General features: G+C 37.1%; 13 protein-coding genes and 1 tRNA gene. 12 read left to right on the forward strand and 2 right to left on the reverse strand.

Going from position 1 to position 16,517, the window contains the following annotated elements; genetic code table 11:
* The 9 genes from IKV95_RS10365 to IKV95_RS10405 form a co-directional block, all read left to right on the forward strand.
* A partial coding sequence (locus IKV95_RS10365) for a DUF6568 family protein (protein WP_287451783.1) occupies positions 1 to 647 on the forward strand: 647 nt, incomplete at its 5' end.
* 466 nt (positions 648 to 1,113) lie between these two features.
* Positions 1,114 to 2,076: a gluconeogenesis factor YvcK family protein gene (locus tag IKV95_RS10370; RefSeq protein WP_036026843.1), complete on the forward strand. Its 963-nt coding sequence runs from the start codon at positions 1,114 to 1,116 to the stop codon at positions 2,074 to 2,076.
* A 17-nt stretch (positions 2,077 to 2,093) separates the two neighbouring features.
* Positions 2,094 to 3,053 carry a DNA-binding protein WhiA gene (whiA, locus tag IKV95_RS10375; RefSeq protein ID WP_069120413.1) on the forward strand — a complete coding sequence of 320 codons (960 nt, stop codon included), beginning with the start codon at positions 2,094 to 2,096 and terminating at the stop codon, positions 3,051 to 3,053.
* Between the two features lie 18 nt (positions 3,054 to 3,071).
* Complete coding sequence (locus IKV95_RS10380) at positions 3,072 to 3,629, forward strand: glycerol-3-phosphate responsive antiterminator (RefSeq protein ID WP_036026841.1); 558 nt, start codon at positions 3,072 to 3,074, stop codon at positions 3,627 to 3,629.
* Between the two features lie 191 nt (positions 3,630 to 3,820).
* Positions 3,821 to 4,579 carry a glycerophosphodiester phosphodiesterase family protein gene (locus tag IKV95_RS10385; RefSeq protein WP_069135129.1) on the forward strand — a complete coding sequence of 253 codons (759 nt, stop codon included), beginning with the start codon at positions 3,821 to 3,823 and terminating at the stop codon, positions 4,577 to 4,579.
* Entirely contained in the window at positions 4,572 to 5,858 is a 1,287-nt protein-coding gene (locus IKV95_RS10390) for an MFS transporter (protein WP_029090820.1), read from the forward strand. Before IKV95_RS10385 ends, IKV95_RS10390 begins: the two co-directional genes overlap by 8 nt.
* Before the next feature lie 312 nt (positions 5,859 to 6,170).
* Positions 6,171 to 6,983 (forward strand): MIP/aquaporin family protein, encoded by an 813-nt coding sequence (locus tag IKV95_RS10395; protein ID WP_029090819.1) that lies wholly within the window; start codon positions 6,171 to 6,173, stop codon positions 6,981 to 6,983.
* 52 nt (positions 6,984 to 7,035) lie between these two features.
* Positions 7,036 to 8,529 carry a glycerol kinase GlpK gene (gene glpK / locus IKV95_RS10400; protein ID WP_029090818.1) on the forward strand — a complete coding sequence of 498 codons (1,494 nt, stop codon included), beginning with the start codon at positions 7,036 to 7,038 and terminating at the stop codon, positions 8,527 to 8,529.
* A gap of 221 nt (positions 8,530 to 8,750) precedes the next feature.
* Positions 8,751 to 10,403, forward strand: a complete 1,653-nt coding sequence (locus IKV95_RS10405; RefSeq protein ID WP_069120423.1) for a glycerol-3-phosphate dehydrogenase/oxidase — start codon at positions 8,751 to 8,753, stop codon at positions 10,401 to 10,403.
* Between the two features lie 369 nt (positions 10,404 to 10,772).
* On the opposite strand, the gene treP is transcribed toward IKV95_RS10405, so the two are convergent.
* Together treP and clpP are read right to left on the reverse strand one after the other, a co-directional pair.
* Positions 10,773 to 12,188: a PTS system trehalose-specific EIIBC component gene (treP, locus tag IKV95_RS10410; RefSeq protein ID WP_069125969.1), complete on the reverse strand. Its 1,416-nt coding sequence runs from the start codon at positions 12,186 to 12,188 to the stop codon at positions 10,773 to 10,775.
* A gap of 191 nt (positions 12,189 to 12,379) precedes the next feature.
* Positions 12,380 to 12,973 carry an ATP-dependent Clp endopeptidase proteolytic subunit ClpP gene (clpP, locus tag IKV95_RS10415; RefSeq protein WP_029090815.1) on the reverse strand — a complete coding sequence of 198 codons (594 nt, stop codon included), beginning with the start codon at positions 12,971 to 12,973 and terminating at the stop codon, positions 12,380 to 12,382.
* Positions 12,974 to 13,269: 296 nt separating this feature from the next.
* On the opposite strand from clpP, the gene treC reads away from it, so the two are divergent.
* From treC to IKV95_RS10430, 3 genes are all read left to right on the forward strand, one after another.
* Positions 13,270 to 14,940, forward strand: coding sequence for an alpha,alpha-phosphotrehalase (gene treC / locus IKV95_RS10420; protein WP_069125970.1), 1,671 nt, complete (start codon positions 13,270 to 13,272; stop codon positions 14,938 to 14,940).
* A gap of 13 nt (positions 14,941 to 14,953) precedes the next feature.
* Positions 14,954 to 15,673 (forward strand): trehalose operon repressor, encoded by a 720-nt coding sequence (gene treR / locus IKV95_RS10425; RefSeq protein ID WP_029090813.1) that lies wholly within the window; start codon positions 14,954 to 14,956, stop codon positions 15,671 to 15,673.
* Between the two features lie 121 nt (positions 15,674 to 15,794).
* Positions 15,795 to 15,866, forward strand: a tRNA-Arg gene (locus IKV95_RS10430).
* Positions 15,867 to 16,517 lie beyond the last annotated feature (651 nt).

Below are 16,517 nucleotides of genomic sequence, written 5' to 3' on the forward strand. Positions count from 1 at the left end.
TAATCGCGATATTAACGCTATTAGTTTCTATAGCGTATTGGTATGTGTTAGTATATAAAACGGATTTTATTATAATCGGAAGTACCTACTTAAATATCTATAATTTAGTACAAACATTTAGTTTTCTATTTTCATTTATAATATTGATAGCGACAGCATTTCCATTCTTCAAAAAGCAGTGGTTTATGTTTTGTACGATTGTAATTCTTGCTACAAGTATTAGTGTGCTTGTTTTTTTTCCACCCAACTATGACCAAATTTTAGCAAATCAAGATAGAACAATAGAAACACAAAATATAAAAGAAATTACATGGGATGAATTAAAAGAATTAGAAAAGGAAAGCGATCATAATCGCTTGGTTTATGTTGGACGGGAAGATTGCCCCACTTGTCAAAAATTCAAACCTGAAATAGCCGTAGTTGCTTATAATAATGATTTTATCGTTTATTATTACAATACGACGAAAGACAGACAGGAAGCAGACTTTGATGATAAAATTAAACACTTGAAAATTGATCGTGTTCCAAGTGTTTTAATAGTTGGTAAAGGCAAGGTAACTAATATAACAGATAAGATTAAAGACAGTGAGGAACTAGACGCCAAATTCGAGTATTTAGATGAGAATAAAGGTAAGTTATTTAAGTAAGGGCTGTTGACACCGTTGCTATTACCGTTGCAAATTCATTTGCTTACGAGGGTAGTATGGTTGCTAATATCGTTGCGAATTTATTCGCTTTACGAGGGTAGTATGGGTGCTAATATCGTTGCGAATTTATTCGCTTTACGAGAGTAGTATGGGACGCAGCGACAGCGAGTACCAAACCTTGAAGTAAGCGAGTACCAAACCTTGAAGTAAGCGAGTACCAAACCTTGAAGCAAGCGAGGACCTTTCCATAAAAAAGTATCATTCCTCTATTCATTACAGTCACACAAAAAGTGGGGCTGTTTTTTTGCGTAGTAACGTTGTTATTAAAAGTTCTTTTCAAAGGAAATAGCGTAGCTGTCAGTATTGTTCTTTTTTTGTTTATTAAATCCACTTTAAACTAAGAGAATGTGGTATTATATAATTAAGAGCCGGGTGTGTCATTTTATTGATAACAAAGAGAGACATGGTGAATGATATGAGAAAAAGACGAATTGTAATTATAGGTGGCGGTACAGGGTTACCAGTCATTTTAAGAGTACTACGTAAGCATTATTTAGATATTACTGCAGTGATAACTGTTGGAGACGATGGTGGTAGCTCAGGTAAAATAAGAAAACAAATAGATGTTATTCCACCAGGCGATATTCGTAATGCATTATCTGCTTTATCAGAAAGTGAAAGTAGTATTGCGCGCGTCTTTCAATATCGGTTTCAAAATGAAGGCGAATTAAAAGGGCATGTGGTAGGAAATCTGCTATTAGCAGCTTTAGCAGATATGCATGGCGATGCTTTGGAAGCAATTGCGGATCTTAGCAATATTTTGAATGTTAAAGGTGTGGTGTTGCCAGCAACAACAATTCCTCTGCAACTCCAAGCAAAAATGACGGATGGCAGTGTTGTTGTTGGAGAATCTAATATACCAAAAGTTCGTAAACCAATAGAGCAGCTGGAAATTGTTCCTGATGATGCACGCGCATCACAGCGAGTTGTTGATGCCATCAAAGAAGCAGATTTAATTGCGTTTGGACCGGGAAGTTTATATACCAGCATTTTACCGAATTTATTAGTTCATGATATCGCGCAAGCAGTGATATCATCAAAAGCTCAAAAAGTTTATGTCTGTAACATTCTTACACAATTGGGTGAAACGGAAGGTTTTTCAGATGCCGATCACGTGAGAATATTACACGAACATGTAGGTGAAAAATTTATTGATCATGTATTGGTTAATGAAAAAACAGTTGCACCAGCCCTTATTTTCCCAGAAGGTGTCACGCAAGTAGATTCGAATATTAAAGGAATGGAAGACCAAGAAGTCGCGCCAATTTTTGATGACTACCTTGATACGTCAGACGGTTTTGTTCGTCATGATGCCGAGCGTGTGGTTGAAAGATTAATTGCCTTGATTGATAAAAGTCGTCATTCTTAAAGAAAGAGGTTAGTGTGATGTCTTTTGCATCGGATACAAAAAAAGAAATTACGCAGTTAAGTGTTTCTAATGAAGAAGCGCGCGCAGAGTTATCTGCTATTATTCGTATGAATGGTACGTTATCAATTTCAAACGGTATCAGTGTCGTGAACATACAAACGGAAAACGCAGCGATTGCACGTCGTATCTATTCGTTATTGAAACAAGTCTATAATCTGCCAATAGAATTATTAGTGCGTAAAAAAATGCAGTTGAAAAAAAACAATGTTTATATTGTGCGTTTGAAAGTAAACGCAACAAAAGTATTGGCAGACCTTAACATCACAGAAGGCGGCTTTATATTTTCGGATGAACTCCCATTATTTTTAAATACAAATCAGCTGTATGCCCGTGCGTATTTAAGAGGTGCTTTCTTAGCGAGTGGTTCAGTTAATAACCCAGATAAAGCATCGTATCATATGGAAATTATGACGGTGTACCAGGAACATGGTGAAGCTTTGCGTGAATTATTTAATCGCTTTGATCTAAATGCGCGGATTTTAAGTCGCAAAAAAGGTTATATTATCTATCTGAAAGAAGCTGAAAAAATCACGGATTTCTTGAATTTAGTAGGTGCCCATGTCGCCTTGATGCATTTTGAAGATATTCGCATCTTACGTGATATGCGAAATTCAGTGAATCGGTTAGTCAACTGTGAAACGGCGAATTTAAACAAAACAATTAGTGCAGCTGTTCGTCAAATTGATAATATTAAATACATTGCTAATACAGTGACGGTCGAGGCACTGCCTGATAAATTACGTGAAATTGCGCAGTTGCGCGTCAAGTATCCGGATGTTTCTTTGGCAGAATTAGGCGAAATGTTATCGACAGGACCGATAAGTAAATCGGGTATTAACCATCGTCTACGAAAAATCGATCAAATTGCTAATCGTTTAAAAGCAGGGGAAGAATTGAAAGATATTGCATTTAAATAAAGAAGGAGTGTGTCAAGCGTGTTTCATAATCAAAAGATATTACCAGCTGTACGCTCTATGAAAGATTTTGACAAAATGCTGAAAACGTCGTTTGAATACGGCGTTATTTTAAATGTCCATATTAATATGTTGGAAAGCTTGGTTGATTATGCCAATCGCTCAGGCAAAAAAATGTTTTTACACGCAGATTTAATCAGTGGATTAAAAACAGATGAGGCAGGGACAGAATACTTGTGCCAGAAAATAAAACCATATGGTATTATTTCGACGAAAGGTAGCGTGGTAATGGCAGCAAAACAAAAAGGTGTTGTTGCCACCCAACGTGCATTTATCTTAGACTCGAGTGCATTGGAACGCAGTATAAAAATTATTAGTAAAACCGATCCCGACTATGTTGAAGTTTTACCCGGTGTCGTACCGAAAGTAATTAAGATGGTGATTGAAAAAACAGGTAAACCTGTATTTGCGGGTGGTTTAATTGATACTGCAGAAGAAGTAGAAGCCGCTTTAGCAGCAGGGGCTTCGGCAATTACAACATCTAATTATGAATTGTGGCAAATTTATGACGAAAAATGATTGACAGCGCTTACAATTAAATATACACTATAGTTATAAGTTAATAGCTATGTGTTGAGAAAACCGAGAACAACGAAACTTTCCTTTACGTAAGGGATGAGTTTCGTTGTTTTTTTTTGAAAGTGTTTCTTCCATACTATGCTTAACAAGTACCTAATAGAAAAATAAAAAATAGAATGGGGAGTGTTAACATGAGAAGAATAATTGCACATCGAGGGCTGCCACAACTAGCCCCGGAAAACACACTGTCAGCATTTGAAAAAATGCAAGACTACCAAATTGAGTGGTTTGAAACAGATGTCAGTATCACGAAAGACGAACAAGTCATTATTATTCATGATGATTATTTGGATCGTACAACTAATCAAAGTGGTCCTCTAGATCAAGCAACCTCTGAAATCGTTGATATTGCAGATGCTGGTTCTTGGTTTGACCCTTCTTTTAAAGGAGAACGTATTCCTCGTCTCGAAGAGTTGATAACATTTATTAACCAGAGTCGAATGAATGTAAACATTGAATTGAAAGCAGTGACTGGAGCAGCAGGAAATCGTTTGGCAGATAGTTTAGTAAAACAGTTATCGGATGCAATTCAACTGATAAACCCAGCGGTTAAGGTAATTGTTTCGAGTTTTAATCCATTGATGTTATTGAAGATGAAAGCTTTACAACCACAATTAGAATACGCTGTTTTATTTGAAAATCATACTATTTATGAGGATTGGCCACTCATTGTTGATGCGATTGGCGCGAACTACGTTCATCTAGAAAGTGACGGCTTAACACAATCATTGGTAAAAACTGTTATAGAGCGTGGCTATCATCTTAATGTATGGACAGTTAACACCAAGGATCGCGCCAATGAGTTATTTAATTGGGGCGTAGAGGGTATTTTTACGGATAATGCAGAAAATTTTGTTGCTAAAAAAACAGTGGTGACGTCTTATGAATAAAATAGGAGCGAAATTAGGTTTTAAAACAAAAGAACAATTTTTAGGTTTTTCAGCAGTAGTGCTTTCTGGTCAATTAATATATTCGTCGTTTGAGGCTTTTAAAGGGACTTTTTATGATTTATTATTAGAAATATTACAAGTGAATAATGCGCAATTAGGTGTTATTTTTAGTTTGATAGGGATTTCAATTTTCTTTTATATTCCTGGTGGTTGGATTAATAACCGCTTTTCAGTCAAATCAATATTAATTGTTGGTTTGGTGATAAGGATGCTTACTACCTGCATTATTATCTTTTTTACACCGACTTTCACAGTGTTGAAAATTGTCGCTGTTATTTGGGGACTTGTTGATGCCTTCTTTTGGCCTGCTGTTCTTAACGGTGTTGTGTTGTTATCAGGTGAAAATAATAAAGGTGTCGCCTTTGGTATTTTAGAATCGGGTAGGCGTGCACTTGAGATGTTCATGAATTTATTAATCGTTGCAGTAATGGCTTTGATAGGAGGTATCGCTGTCTTTAAAGGCGGTATGCTGGTTTATAACCTACTGATCATTCCAGTTATTATTATCATTATTAAATATGTGCCCGTCAACGGTATTGCAGCAACTGAAAAAACAGCACCTGAAAAGAAAAAATCAATTGAAGCTTTAAAAGGGATGTTAGAAGTAATTAAAATGCCGACCGTATGGCTCGCTTCAATTACAGCACTAACGATTTATTGGTCGTATATCAACTTGATATACACCGTACCTTATCTACAAGCAGTATTTGGTATTAGCCGAAGTCAAGCGGCGCTTTTTGGGATTATCAACACGGGTGCAATGGGAGTTGTTGCAGGTATTATTTCAGGAGCATTATCCGATTATGTCTTTAAATCATCATCTAAAATGATGTTTGTTGCATTGTTTATGACCTTTTTAGCATTGCTAACCACCTTGTTGATTCCTAAAACGCCAGCTACGATGGGGATTAGTATTGCGCTTTTAATGGTCTTCTCTTTCTCAATCTTTTTAGCGAAGTCTGTTATATTAACACCAATCGCAGAATCAAAAATACCGGAAGAGTATTCGGGCTCATCAATGAGTATTGGTTCATTCGCTGCGTACGCCCCTGTTTTTTGGGCTTATAACCTCAACGGGACCATAATTGATAAGTATGAAGCAGTTGTTGCCTATGAAAAAATATTTCAAATAGGAACAGCCGTCGCCTTATTTGGAGTGGTGTGTTCGTTGGTGTTGGTTATTGTCAATAAACGCAGTGCGCGTAATGTAGCGAAGTAAATATCTTTATTCGTAGTATAAAGCAGGTATTATCGTGAAAGAAGAACATATCAATAAAATATGTCTGAAATATGTCAAAATCAATTGACAACGCTTTCATTGTGATTTATACTTAGGTTAAGTTAATGGAGACGTGATGAGACACTGAGATCTGCGGGAGAGAACCTATATTATTAGGGTATTTCATCGCGGATTTTTTTGTATGAGTGATAATGAGTAGTGCGCTTTTAATAATTTTTAATAAACCGTCTCAATATCATGTTATCTGTCTAGAGGGCAGATCTTACGTTCATTACATAAATAGGAGGTATTATTATGGATACAAGTTTAGGGTTACAATTTGTAGGGGAAATATTAGGGACATTCATCTTGATTTTATTCGGTGGAGGTGTTGTCGCTGGTGTTGTTTTAGATAAAACAAAATCAAACAACGCAGGATGGGTTGTCATCACAATTGCTTGGGGTCTTGCAGTAGCGATGGGGGCTTATGTTTCAGGATATCTTAGTTTAGCACATTTAAACCCAGCTTTAACATTAGGTTTAGCATTCGCAGGCGAATTCCCTTGGGCAAACGTACCTGCTTATATTGGTGGACAATTTATCGGTGCCTTTTTAGGTGCAACAATTGTTTGGTTACACTATTACCCACATTGGAAAGCAACAAAAGATCAAGGTGCTAAATTAGGCGTATTTGCAACTGGACCAGCAATTCGTCACTACACATCAAACTTATTTGGTGAAACAGTAGGTACATTCGCATTAGTATTTGGAATTATGTCAATTGGAGCAAATGAAATTAGTGCAGGATTAAACCCATTAATCGTTGGTTCATTAATTGTTGTTATTGGTATGGCTCTTGGTGGAACAACCGGTTATGCAATTAACCCTGCCCGTGACTTAGGTCCTCGTATCATGCATGCTATTTTACCAATCTCAGGAAAAGGTTCATCTGATTGGGCATACTCATGGGTACCCGTTGTAGGTCCTATATTAGGTGCAACAATCGCTGCAACAGCGTATAATGCAATTATCAACCACAACGTTAGCGTTTGGTTATATGTAAGTGTTGCGGTCTTAATCGTATTTGAATTCATCGCAATGTCAATGGATAAAAAACAAGCATAGAGTTATAAGTTTACAGGTTCAAAATACAGCGACACAAAGGAGAAATAACATTATGGAAAAAAAATATATCTTAGCATTAGACCAAGGAACAACAAGTACACGTGCGATGATCTTGAATAAAGAAGGTAAAGTATTAGGAACAGAGCAACGTGAATTCACACAACATTTTCCGCAGTCAGGTTGGGTAGAACATGATGCCAATGAAATCTGGAGTACTGTATTAGCAACGATGTCAGGTGTTTTAGTTAAAACAGGCGTTAACGCTCAAGAAATTGCAGGTATTGGGATTACAAACCAGCGTGAAACAGCTGTTGTTTGGGATCGTGAAACAAGTAAACCAATCTATCATGCAATTGTGTGGCAATCACGTCAAACAGTGGATATTTGTACAGACCTTAAAGAAAAAGGTTACGAAAAAATGGTAACGGATAAAACTGGTTTATTACTCGATCCTTATTTTGCAGGAACAAAAGTACGCTGGATTTTAGATCATGTTGATGGGGCACAAGAACGCGCTGAAAAAGGCGAGTTGGCTTTCGGAACAATTGATACTTGGTTAATTTGGAAATTAAGTGGCGGTAAAGCACACGTAACAGATTATTCGAATGCAAGTCGTACATTGTTATATAATATTTACGATTTAAAATGGGATAACGAATTGTTAGAAATGCTTAACGTGCCAGAATCAATGTTACCAGAAGTACACGACTCATCATATGTATACGGCAAAACGATTGGTTATCATTTCTTCGGACAAGAAACACCGATTGCAGGCGTTGCTGGTGACCAGCAAGCTGCGTTATTTGGTCAAGGTTGTTTTGAAAAAGGTATGGGTAAAAACACATACGGCACAGGTGGCTTCTTGCTTATGAACACTGGAGACGCAGCAATTAAGTCTAAAAATGGTTTGTTAACTACGCTCGCGTGGGGAATTGATGGGAAAGTTAGCTATGCACTTGAAGGTAGTATCTTCGTTGCTGGATCAGCTTTACAATGGTTACGTGACGGTATGCGTATGGTTAAAACAGCACCTGAAACTGAAGATTATGCAACGCGTGTTGATTCAACAGAAGGTGTTTATGTTGTACCTGCCTTCGTTGGTTTAGGAGCACCTTATTGGGATGCAGAAGCTCGTGGGGCAGTGTTTGGTTTAACGCGTGGAACTACGAAAGAACATTTCATTCGTGCGACGCTAGAATCATTAGCTTATCAAACACGTGATGTTATTGATAGCATGGAAAAAGATTCAGGCATTAAATTAGAAACGCTTCGTGTTGATGGTGGTGCGAGTGCGAACAACTTCTTAATGCAATTCCAAAGCGACTTGTTACAAGTGCCGGTGGAACGTCCTGAAAACAAAGAAACAACTGTTTTAGGTGCTGCATTCTTAGCTGGATTGGCCGTTGGATTCTGGAAAGATAAAGAAGAAATCCAAAAATACTGGAGCTTAGAAAAACAATTTGAGCCAGTAGAAGGTACTGAAAAAGAAGAATTGCTTTATGAAGGATGGAAAAAAGCAGTGAAAGCAACACAGGTTTTCAAATAGGCAAAACGTGTAACTAAATTTAACATTTTTGTGTACGAAAGCTGTTACTTCAGCTGGATACTTGTAAAAATAGATAATTTGTGATACACTTGTGTCAAGTTAATAAATTGGTCGGAGATTCCGAGAGACTGCACAAGTTTAGTTTGATACTAAGCGCTGTTGCAGTCTCTTTTTTTATATCTTCACTCAAGGCCAAACTTAAATATAAGGAGACGATAATCATGGCAACAACATTTTCAGGATTAGATCGCAAAAATAAATTAGAACAATTGACTACCGAAGAATTTGATATTCTTGTTATTGGTGGCGGTATTACAGGTGCTGGTATTGCGCTTGATGGTGCAACACGAGGCTTGAAAGTTGCCGTTGTAGAAATGCAAGATTTTGCTGGTGGTACTTCAAGTCGTTCGACAAAATTAGTACATGGTGGTTTACGTTACTTGAAACAATTCCAAATTGGAGTGGTTGCTGAAGTAGGCCGTGAGCGTGCGATTGTCTATGAAAATGGTCCTCATGTAACGACACCAGAATGGATGTTATTGCCATTCCATAAAGGTGGAACATTTGGTTCGTTCTCTACATCAATTGGTTTAAAAGTATATGATTTCTTAGCACAAGTTAAAAAAGGTGAACGCCGTAAAATGTTGTCGCCAACTGAAACATTGAAAAAAGAGCCACTTGTTAAAAATAAAAACCTCAAAGGCGGAGGATATTATGTTGAATATCGTACGGATGATGCACGTTTAACAATTGAAGTTATGAAAGCTGCGATTGCCAAAGGCGCGTTAGCAATTAACTATGTTAAATCAAACAACTTCATTTACGATGACAACCGTCAAATCATTGGGGCAGATATTGTTGATGTTCAAACAGGTGAAGCTTATAAAGTGAAAGCAAAACAAGTTGTTAATGCTGCAGGACCTTGGGTAGATGAAGTGCGTGGAAAAGATTATGCTAAAAACAATAAACAATTGCGTTTAACAAAAGGTGTACACATTGTGTTTGATCAATCCGTTTTCCCATTACGACAAGCCGTCTACTTCGATACACCCGATAAACGTATGGTATTTGCGATTCCACGTGATGGCAAAACTTATGTTGGAACTACAGATACTGTTTATGAAGCAGATAAGTTACACCCTAAAGTAAACAAAGCCGATCGTGATTATATTATTGAAGCGATTCATTATATGTTCCCTAAAGTAAACATTACAAAAGACGACGTTGAGTCAAGCTGGTCAGGTGTTCGTCCGCTGATTTTTGAAAAAGGGAAAGACCCATCAGAGATTTCACGTAAAGATGAGATTTGGGAAGGCGAGAGTGGTCTTTTAACAATTGCAGGTGGTAAGTTGACTGGTTACCGTAAAATGGCTGAGAACATCGTTGACGTTGCTGTAAAACGTATGCCAGGTCATGGCTTTAGTGAAAAAACCCAAACAGAACACTTACCAATTTCTGGTGGTGACTTCGGTGGTTCTAAAAATTACGATTCATTTGTAGCTAAAAAAGCAAGAGAAGCAGTTAACTTTAACCTTACTGAAGAAGAAGGTCATTTCTTAGCTAGCAAATATGGTACAAACGTTGATGCGTTGTATGCTTATGCTAAAGCATCACAAGAAGCAGATATCGATCCAATCGTTGATGCTCAACTAATGTATGCAATCGAAAATGAAAGTGTTGTACGACCTGTTGATTTCTTTATTAGACGTACAGGTGCTGTGTTCTTCAACGTAAAATGGGCTCAAAAATGGGAAGCACCAGTTATAGCTAAAATGGCACGTTTGTTTAACTGGACAGATGCTCAAATCCAAGAATACACAACAGATTTAGATATCGAAATTAAAGATTCAATCAAACCGGTTGATGAAGATTAAACGGTTGATTAAATAAATAGTCTTTGTCGTTCACATTTCCGAAATGACAATACGCCCAAAGCCCACTACAATTCTGTAGTGGGCTTTTAACTGGAAATAAATACCAATCTAGGTCGTTACTCCTTGCTCATTCAGGATTACGTACTGCATGTACGCGTAACATCTTTCGTTCGTTTTGCTTACTATCTTAATAGGCTAATTAAGCCCACTGCTAGTCTGTAGCGGGCTTTTTGGCTGTTAGTTTATTATCTGTTGCTGACAGAAGTGACGTTGCTTAAAAAGCTAATGAGTAGGCGGTTTTGGGCATTAAAAAACACCCCCTATTAAATCCGGATGATCCGAAATGTAATAGGCGGCGTTGAGTATTAATTAAGCTTTTTGTTTTGCAAATTTGGAGAATATTAATGTAAGGATGAATGGGATAACAATCGCTAATAACATACCCAAAGCAAAGATTGCCCAACCTGGTTTCATAATTGATACGATACCTGGGAGCCCACCGACACCAATACTGAACGCTTTAACTTTTGCGACAGTGATGATACAACCAGCAACACCAGAACCGATAATTGCGGCATAGAATGGGTAACGATAACGTAAGTTAACCCCGAACATTGCGGGTTCGGTAACACCTAATGAAGCGGTTAGTGCAGATGTACCGGCTAATGAACGATCTTTTTTCTTTTTGAAGATAAAGAACATAGCTAATGCAGCAGCCCCTTGAGCAAGGTTAGACATGACTACGATTGGCCATAAGAACGTGCTACCTGTTGAACCAATTAGCTGTAAATCGACAGCTAGGAAAAGGTGATGCATACCTGTAATAACAAGCGGTGCATATAACGTACCATAGATAAGGCCACCAAGAGCTGGCGCGAAATCGAAGATATTAACGATACCTGTTGTAATTAAGTTTGCAATAAACATTGTTACAGGTCCAATAACGATGAAAGAAAGGATACCAGTAACAAGTAATGAAATTGGAGCAACTAGTAAGAGTTGGAATGAATCTGCGATACGTTTTTTCAAGAACAATTCAATCTTAACTAATACATAGGTAGCAGCAAGTATAGGAAGAACTTGTGCTTGGTAACCAACTTTTTCTATATGCCATCCAAAGAGGTTCCATGTAGGTACATCGCCAGCAAGACGAGCATCAGCTAAACCGTATGCATTTAGTAATGCCGGGTTAACAAGTACAAGTCCAAGAACGATACCGAGCAGTGGGCTACCACCGAATTTCTTACTTGCGGACCACCCAACTAAAACGGGTAGGAAGGCAAAGGCGGTTCCTGCAATAATGTTAATCATATCAGCAACGCCAGCCCATTGTGGGTAGGCTTCAATGACAGGTTGTTTCATGAAAATATCTGGGCCAGTTAAGAGGTTGTTAACACCTAGTAGTAAACCGGCAGTAATAATTGCAGGTAAAATAGGAACGAAAATTTCAGCAAGACCTAATAATGCTTTTTGGAACCAGTTTGATTTTTCTGCGGAAGCTTGTTTTACTTCTTCTTTTGTCGTATCCGTATCGATACCTGTTAGTTCAGCAAAAACGGCAAATACTTTTTCGACCGTTCCGGTACCGATAATAACTTGGAATTGACCGTTAGCAGAAAATGAACCTTTAACAACATCAATATTATCTAACGCAGCTTCATCGACGATTTTTTCGTCTTTTAAAACTAAACGTAAGCGTGTAACACAATGCGTTGCTGTGATAATGTTTTCCTTACCACCAACGGCATCGATGATTTTTTGGACTTCTTCTCTTGAAAATGACATGATGTTCACCTCATTCTTTCGTATTTGTAAGCGCATACAGATTTAGCAATATATTGCTCAGTTAATTAACAACTCAATCTTACCTTGTATATACAAGATTGTCAATTTATTTTTTCGGACAGAAAAAAACACCTAAAACAAAGTTCTAGGTGTTTCATATTTCTGAGAGAATGAACAAGGCATTTTACTTTTTATTTAAGTGCTTGGCTACTAACAACGATATCATCGATTAAACCATATGCTTTTGCTTCTTCAGCAGTCATAAAGTTATCACGATCAGTATCTTGTTCGATTTTTTCAATCGGTTGACCCGTACGTTCTGAAATAATTTTATTTAATTTAGCACGTGTCGCCAAGATATGGCGCGCTGCAATTTCAATTTCAGTTGCTTGACCTTGAGCACCACCTAAAGGTTGGTGAATCATGATTTCAGCATTTGGAAGAGCGAATCGTTTACCAGGTGCACCTGCAGTTAAAAGGAATGAACCCATTGAAGCGGCCATACCCATTGCCATTGTTTGCACATCAGCTTTAACAAATTGCATCGTGTCATATATTGCCATACCAGCGGTTACACTACCACCGGGTGAGTTGATGTATAAGTAGATGTCTTTGTCAGGGTCTTGAGCATCAAGGAATAACAATTGTGCAATGATAGAGTTAGCAACATCATCATTAACTTGGCTACCTAACATAATAATGCGGTCTTTGAGCAGGCGTGAATAGATATCGTACGCGCGTTCACCACGTGATGTTTGTTCGATTACTGTTGGAATTAAGTTCATATTGTAGACCTCCCTTTATTTTAACAAGCTATCAATTATACTACACTCTAGGTCAGCCAAGGTCAAATGAATAGACTTGCTAGTTTTGTAGTTTTTAGATAGGCTTTTATAAACTAAAAATGAACGTTGTTTAGTGTTATTTATACACAACATTTTGATTTAGTTATATAATCGTTTTGAGAAACGTTTATATAGGATATTCTATCACATTTAGTAAGATAATAACGAGTGTAAGACATTGACACTCTTGTATATACAAGCTAAAATAGAAGTGTAAAAGGAAGGTGGAATTTGTGATGACGAAGAAAAATTGGCGCGAAGCCAGTATATATCAAATTTATCCAAAAAGTTTTAACGATGCTAATGGAGATGGTATCGGAGATATTCAAGGGATACGTGAAAAAATACCCTATCTAAAAGAATTAGGTATCGATATGGTATGGCTTACGCCAATGCAACCCTCTCCTCAAAAAGATAATGGGTATGATGTTTCAGATTATTGTGCAATCAATCCAGTATACGGTACAATTGAAGAATTTAAAGTGTTGTTAGAAGAGTTACATGCAGAAGGTATCGATATGATGTTAGATATGGTGCTTAACCATACATCCACGGAACATCATTGGTTCCAGGAAGCAAAAAAATCAAAAGATAATCCTTACCATGATTATTATATTTGGCGTGAAGGTGAACCTGAAACGCTACCAAATAATTGGCAATCAAAATTTGGTGGGAGTAGCTGGGCATATAATGATGCAACATCGGAATTCTATTTGCACCTATTTGATGTGACTCAAGCTGACTTGGATTGGCGCAACCCTAAAGTGCGTGAAGAAATAAAAGCCGTATTGAAATTTTGGGCTGATTTAGGCGTAGATGGTTTCCGTTTAGATGTGATTAACTTGATATCAAAAGACGACACATTCCCAGACGATTATGTTGGTGATGGGCGTCGTTTTTATACAGACGGTGAGCATGTCCATGCTTATCTAAATGAAATTAATACAGAAGTCTTCACGCCATATGGTATTTTAACTGTTGGTGAAATGTCATCAACTTCAATGGAAGCATGTATACAATACACGCAACCAGAAAACAAAGAATTAGATATGACATTTAACTTCCATCATTTAAAAGTCGATTATAAAGATGGTGATAAATGGCAATTAAAAGATATGGATTTTAGCCAGTTGAAAACATTGTTAAGTGATTGGCAAACAGGTATGCAAGCAGGTGGAGGTTGGAATGCATTGTTCTGGTGCAATCACGATCAACCCCGAATTGTTTCACGTTATGGTAATGATTCTGTTGAATACCGTGAAAAATCAGCAAAAATGTTAGCACTAGCTATGCACGGTTTACAAGGAACACCTTATATTTATCAAGGTGAAGAAATTGGAGCAACAAATCCGAAATGGCGTTCAATTGACGAGTTTATGGATGTTGAATCAACTAATATGTTTGAAATCATGATTAAAGAAGGCCGAACAGAGGCAGAAGCCTTTGAGACTGTTTGTCAACGTTCACGCGATAACAGCCGTACGCCAATACCTTGGAGTTCAGCAGACAACGCTGGGTTTACTACTGGAAAACCATGGTTGAAAATAGCAGAGAATTATACTACTATTAACGTAACGGAAGCACTCGAACGAAAAGACTCAGTATTCTATTTTTACCAACATTTGATTGCTTTGCGAAAAGCTGAAAAGACGTTAGTTAACGGTCTTTTTAAACGTCAAGATCAAGATGATGCGGCTGTTTTTGCTTATGATCGAGTAGATGGTAAAGAAGTATTGCGCGTTGCGGCAAACTTTACAGATGAAACAGTAACGTTTGAGTGGTCAGAAGATATTCGTCTAGCGGAGACTTTGCTGACAAACTATGAAGGAGAGGCGACAACGTATCAAACCAAAGTACAGTTACGCCCTTACGAGAGCATTATCTGGAAAGGTGAAACGTTAGCCTAACAGGTTCAAGAATATGGGAAATAAGAATAAATTCATGGATATCTATAAGGATCTAGCTCGTGCAATTGATGGAAAAGTGTATCGTGTCGGAGAGCCTTTGCCTAGTGAAAACGAATTGGCACAAAAACATAACGTGTCACGAGAGACGGTTCGTAAAGCTTTAAGACGACTAAGCGAAACAGGCTATATTCAAAAACGACAGGGAAAAGGCTCAATTGTATTAGATAAAACACGGTTTGATTTTCCTGTCTCAGGTTTAACAAGTTTTAAAGAATTGATGGATACTAATTTGTCTGATAATTATACAAAAATCATCCGTAATGAGGAGATGTTTTTGCCGGCTGAACTCGCAGATTCTATGGCAATGCCGCATGACTTTCCTGTTATTCGCCTCACACGCGTACGTTATATTGATGGTGAAGCGGTTATTATTGATGACGATTATTTGTCGAAGAAGTATGTAGAATCGATTCCGGATGAACGTGCTATGATTTCAATTTATGATTATATGGAAAATGATTTAGACTTGAAAATTGATTTTGCACATAAGCAATACACAGTAGAACCTGTTTCTAAGGAAGATGAAACCTTGCTTGATCTCCATGAAGATACACATGTTGTGGTAGTACGAAGCGATGTTCATTTAGAGAATACTGAATTTGTTGAATACACTATTTCGCGTCACCGTTTAGATAAGTTTCGTTTTGTTGATTTTGCGCGACGACAACACTAAATTTAAACAAACGCTTGTCACGATAGAGTTGTGATTGACTTTAATGCTATTGACCTATAAAATAACAAGTGTATTCTAAAATGGATACACTTGTTTATATTTTACAAAAGTAACAACCAACGCCCTTGTAGTATAATGGATAGAACATAAGATTCCGGTTCTTAAGATGGGGGTTCGATTCCCCCCGAGGGCATAAAAAGCACTTTAGAATGAAGATAAACATCAATCTAGGTCGTTAATCCGCATTCATTCGGAATTGCGTACCCTGATGTACGCGCAACGTCATTCGTTTGTCGAGCCTACTATTCTTAAATTTTCAGTTGAATTTTGGTATTTAGTAGATAAAATATTTGAAAAGTTATTGTATAATAGTTTGGAAATTTTCGATTGTGAAAATTTGAAAAAAGAATAATCGTATACGAATATCTGAAGTGGGCACTGTGTCAAATAGTGTGGATGAGAAAAAACAGATTAAATTAAGAAGCATTTTGGATTGTAGATCAAATTCTACAATCCTTTTTTGCTGTTTTCTTATCTGCTTAAGCATTAGAACAAAGAAGAATTCGATTATGGAAATTAATCAGGTTAAAAAAAGTTTTATTCAGTTTTTTTTTATGAATGGTATAGATATCGGTTAGTAAGTAAATTAATTCAATTTTTTTGTTTAACTTTATCATAACTATTTTAAAATAATTTGCGACTGTTTTTTTTGATAACTATAAATGATTAAAGGTCATTTTTTAATAGGTATTTATATTTATTCATATGTTAAAGTGGTTTATAAGTGCAACAAATATACGGCTAGTATTACTGCTGCAAAACTGGAACAGAACAAACCTGTGGA

Origin of the sequence: Brochothrix sp. (genome assembly GCF_017549435.1) — a bacterium.
Classification (GTDB): Bacteria; Bacillota; Bacilli; order Lactobacillales; family Listeriaceae; genus Brochothrix; species Brochothrix thermosphacta.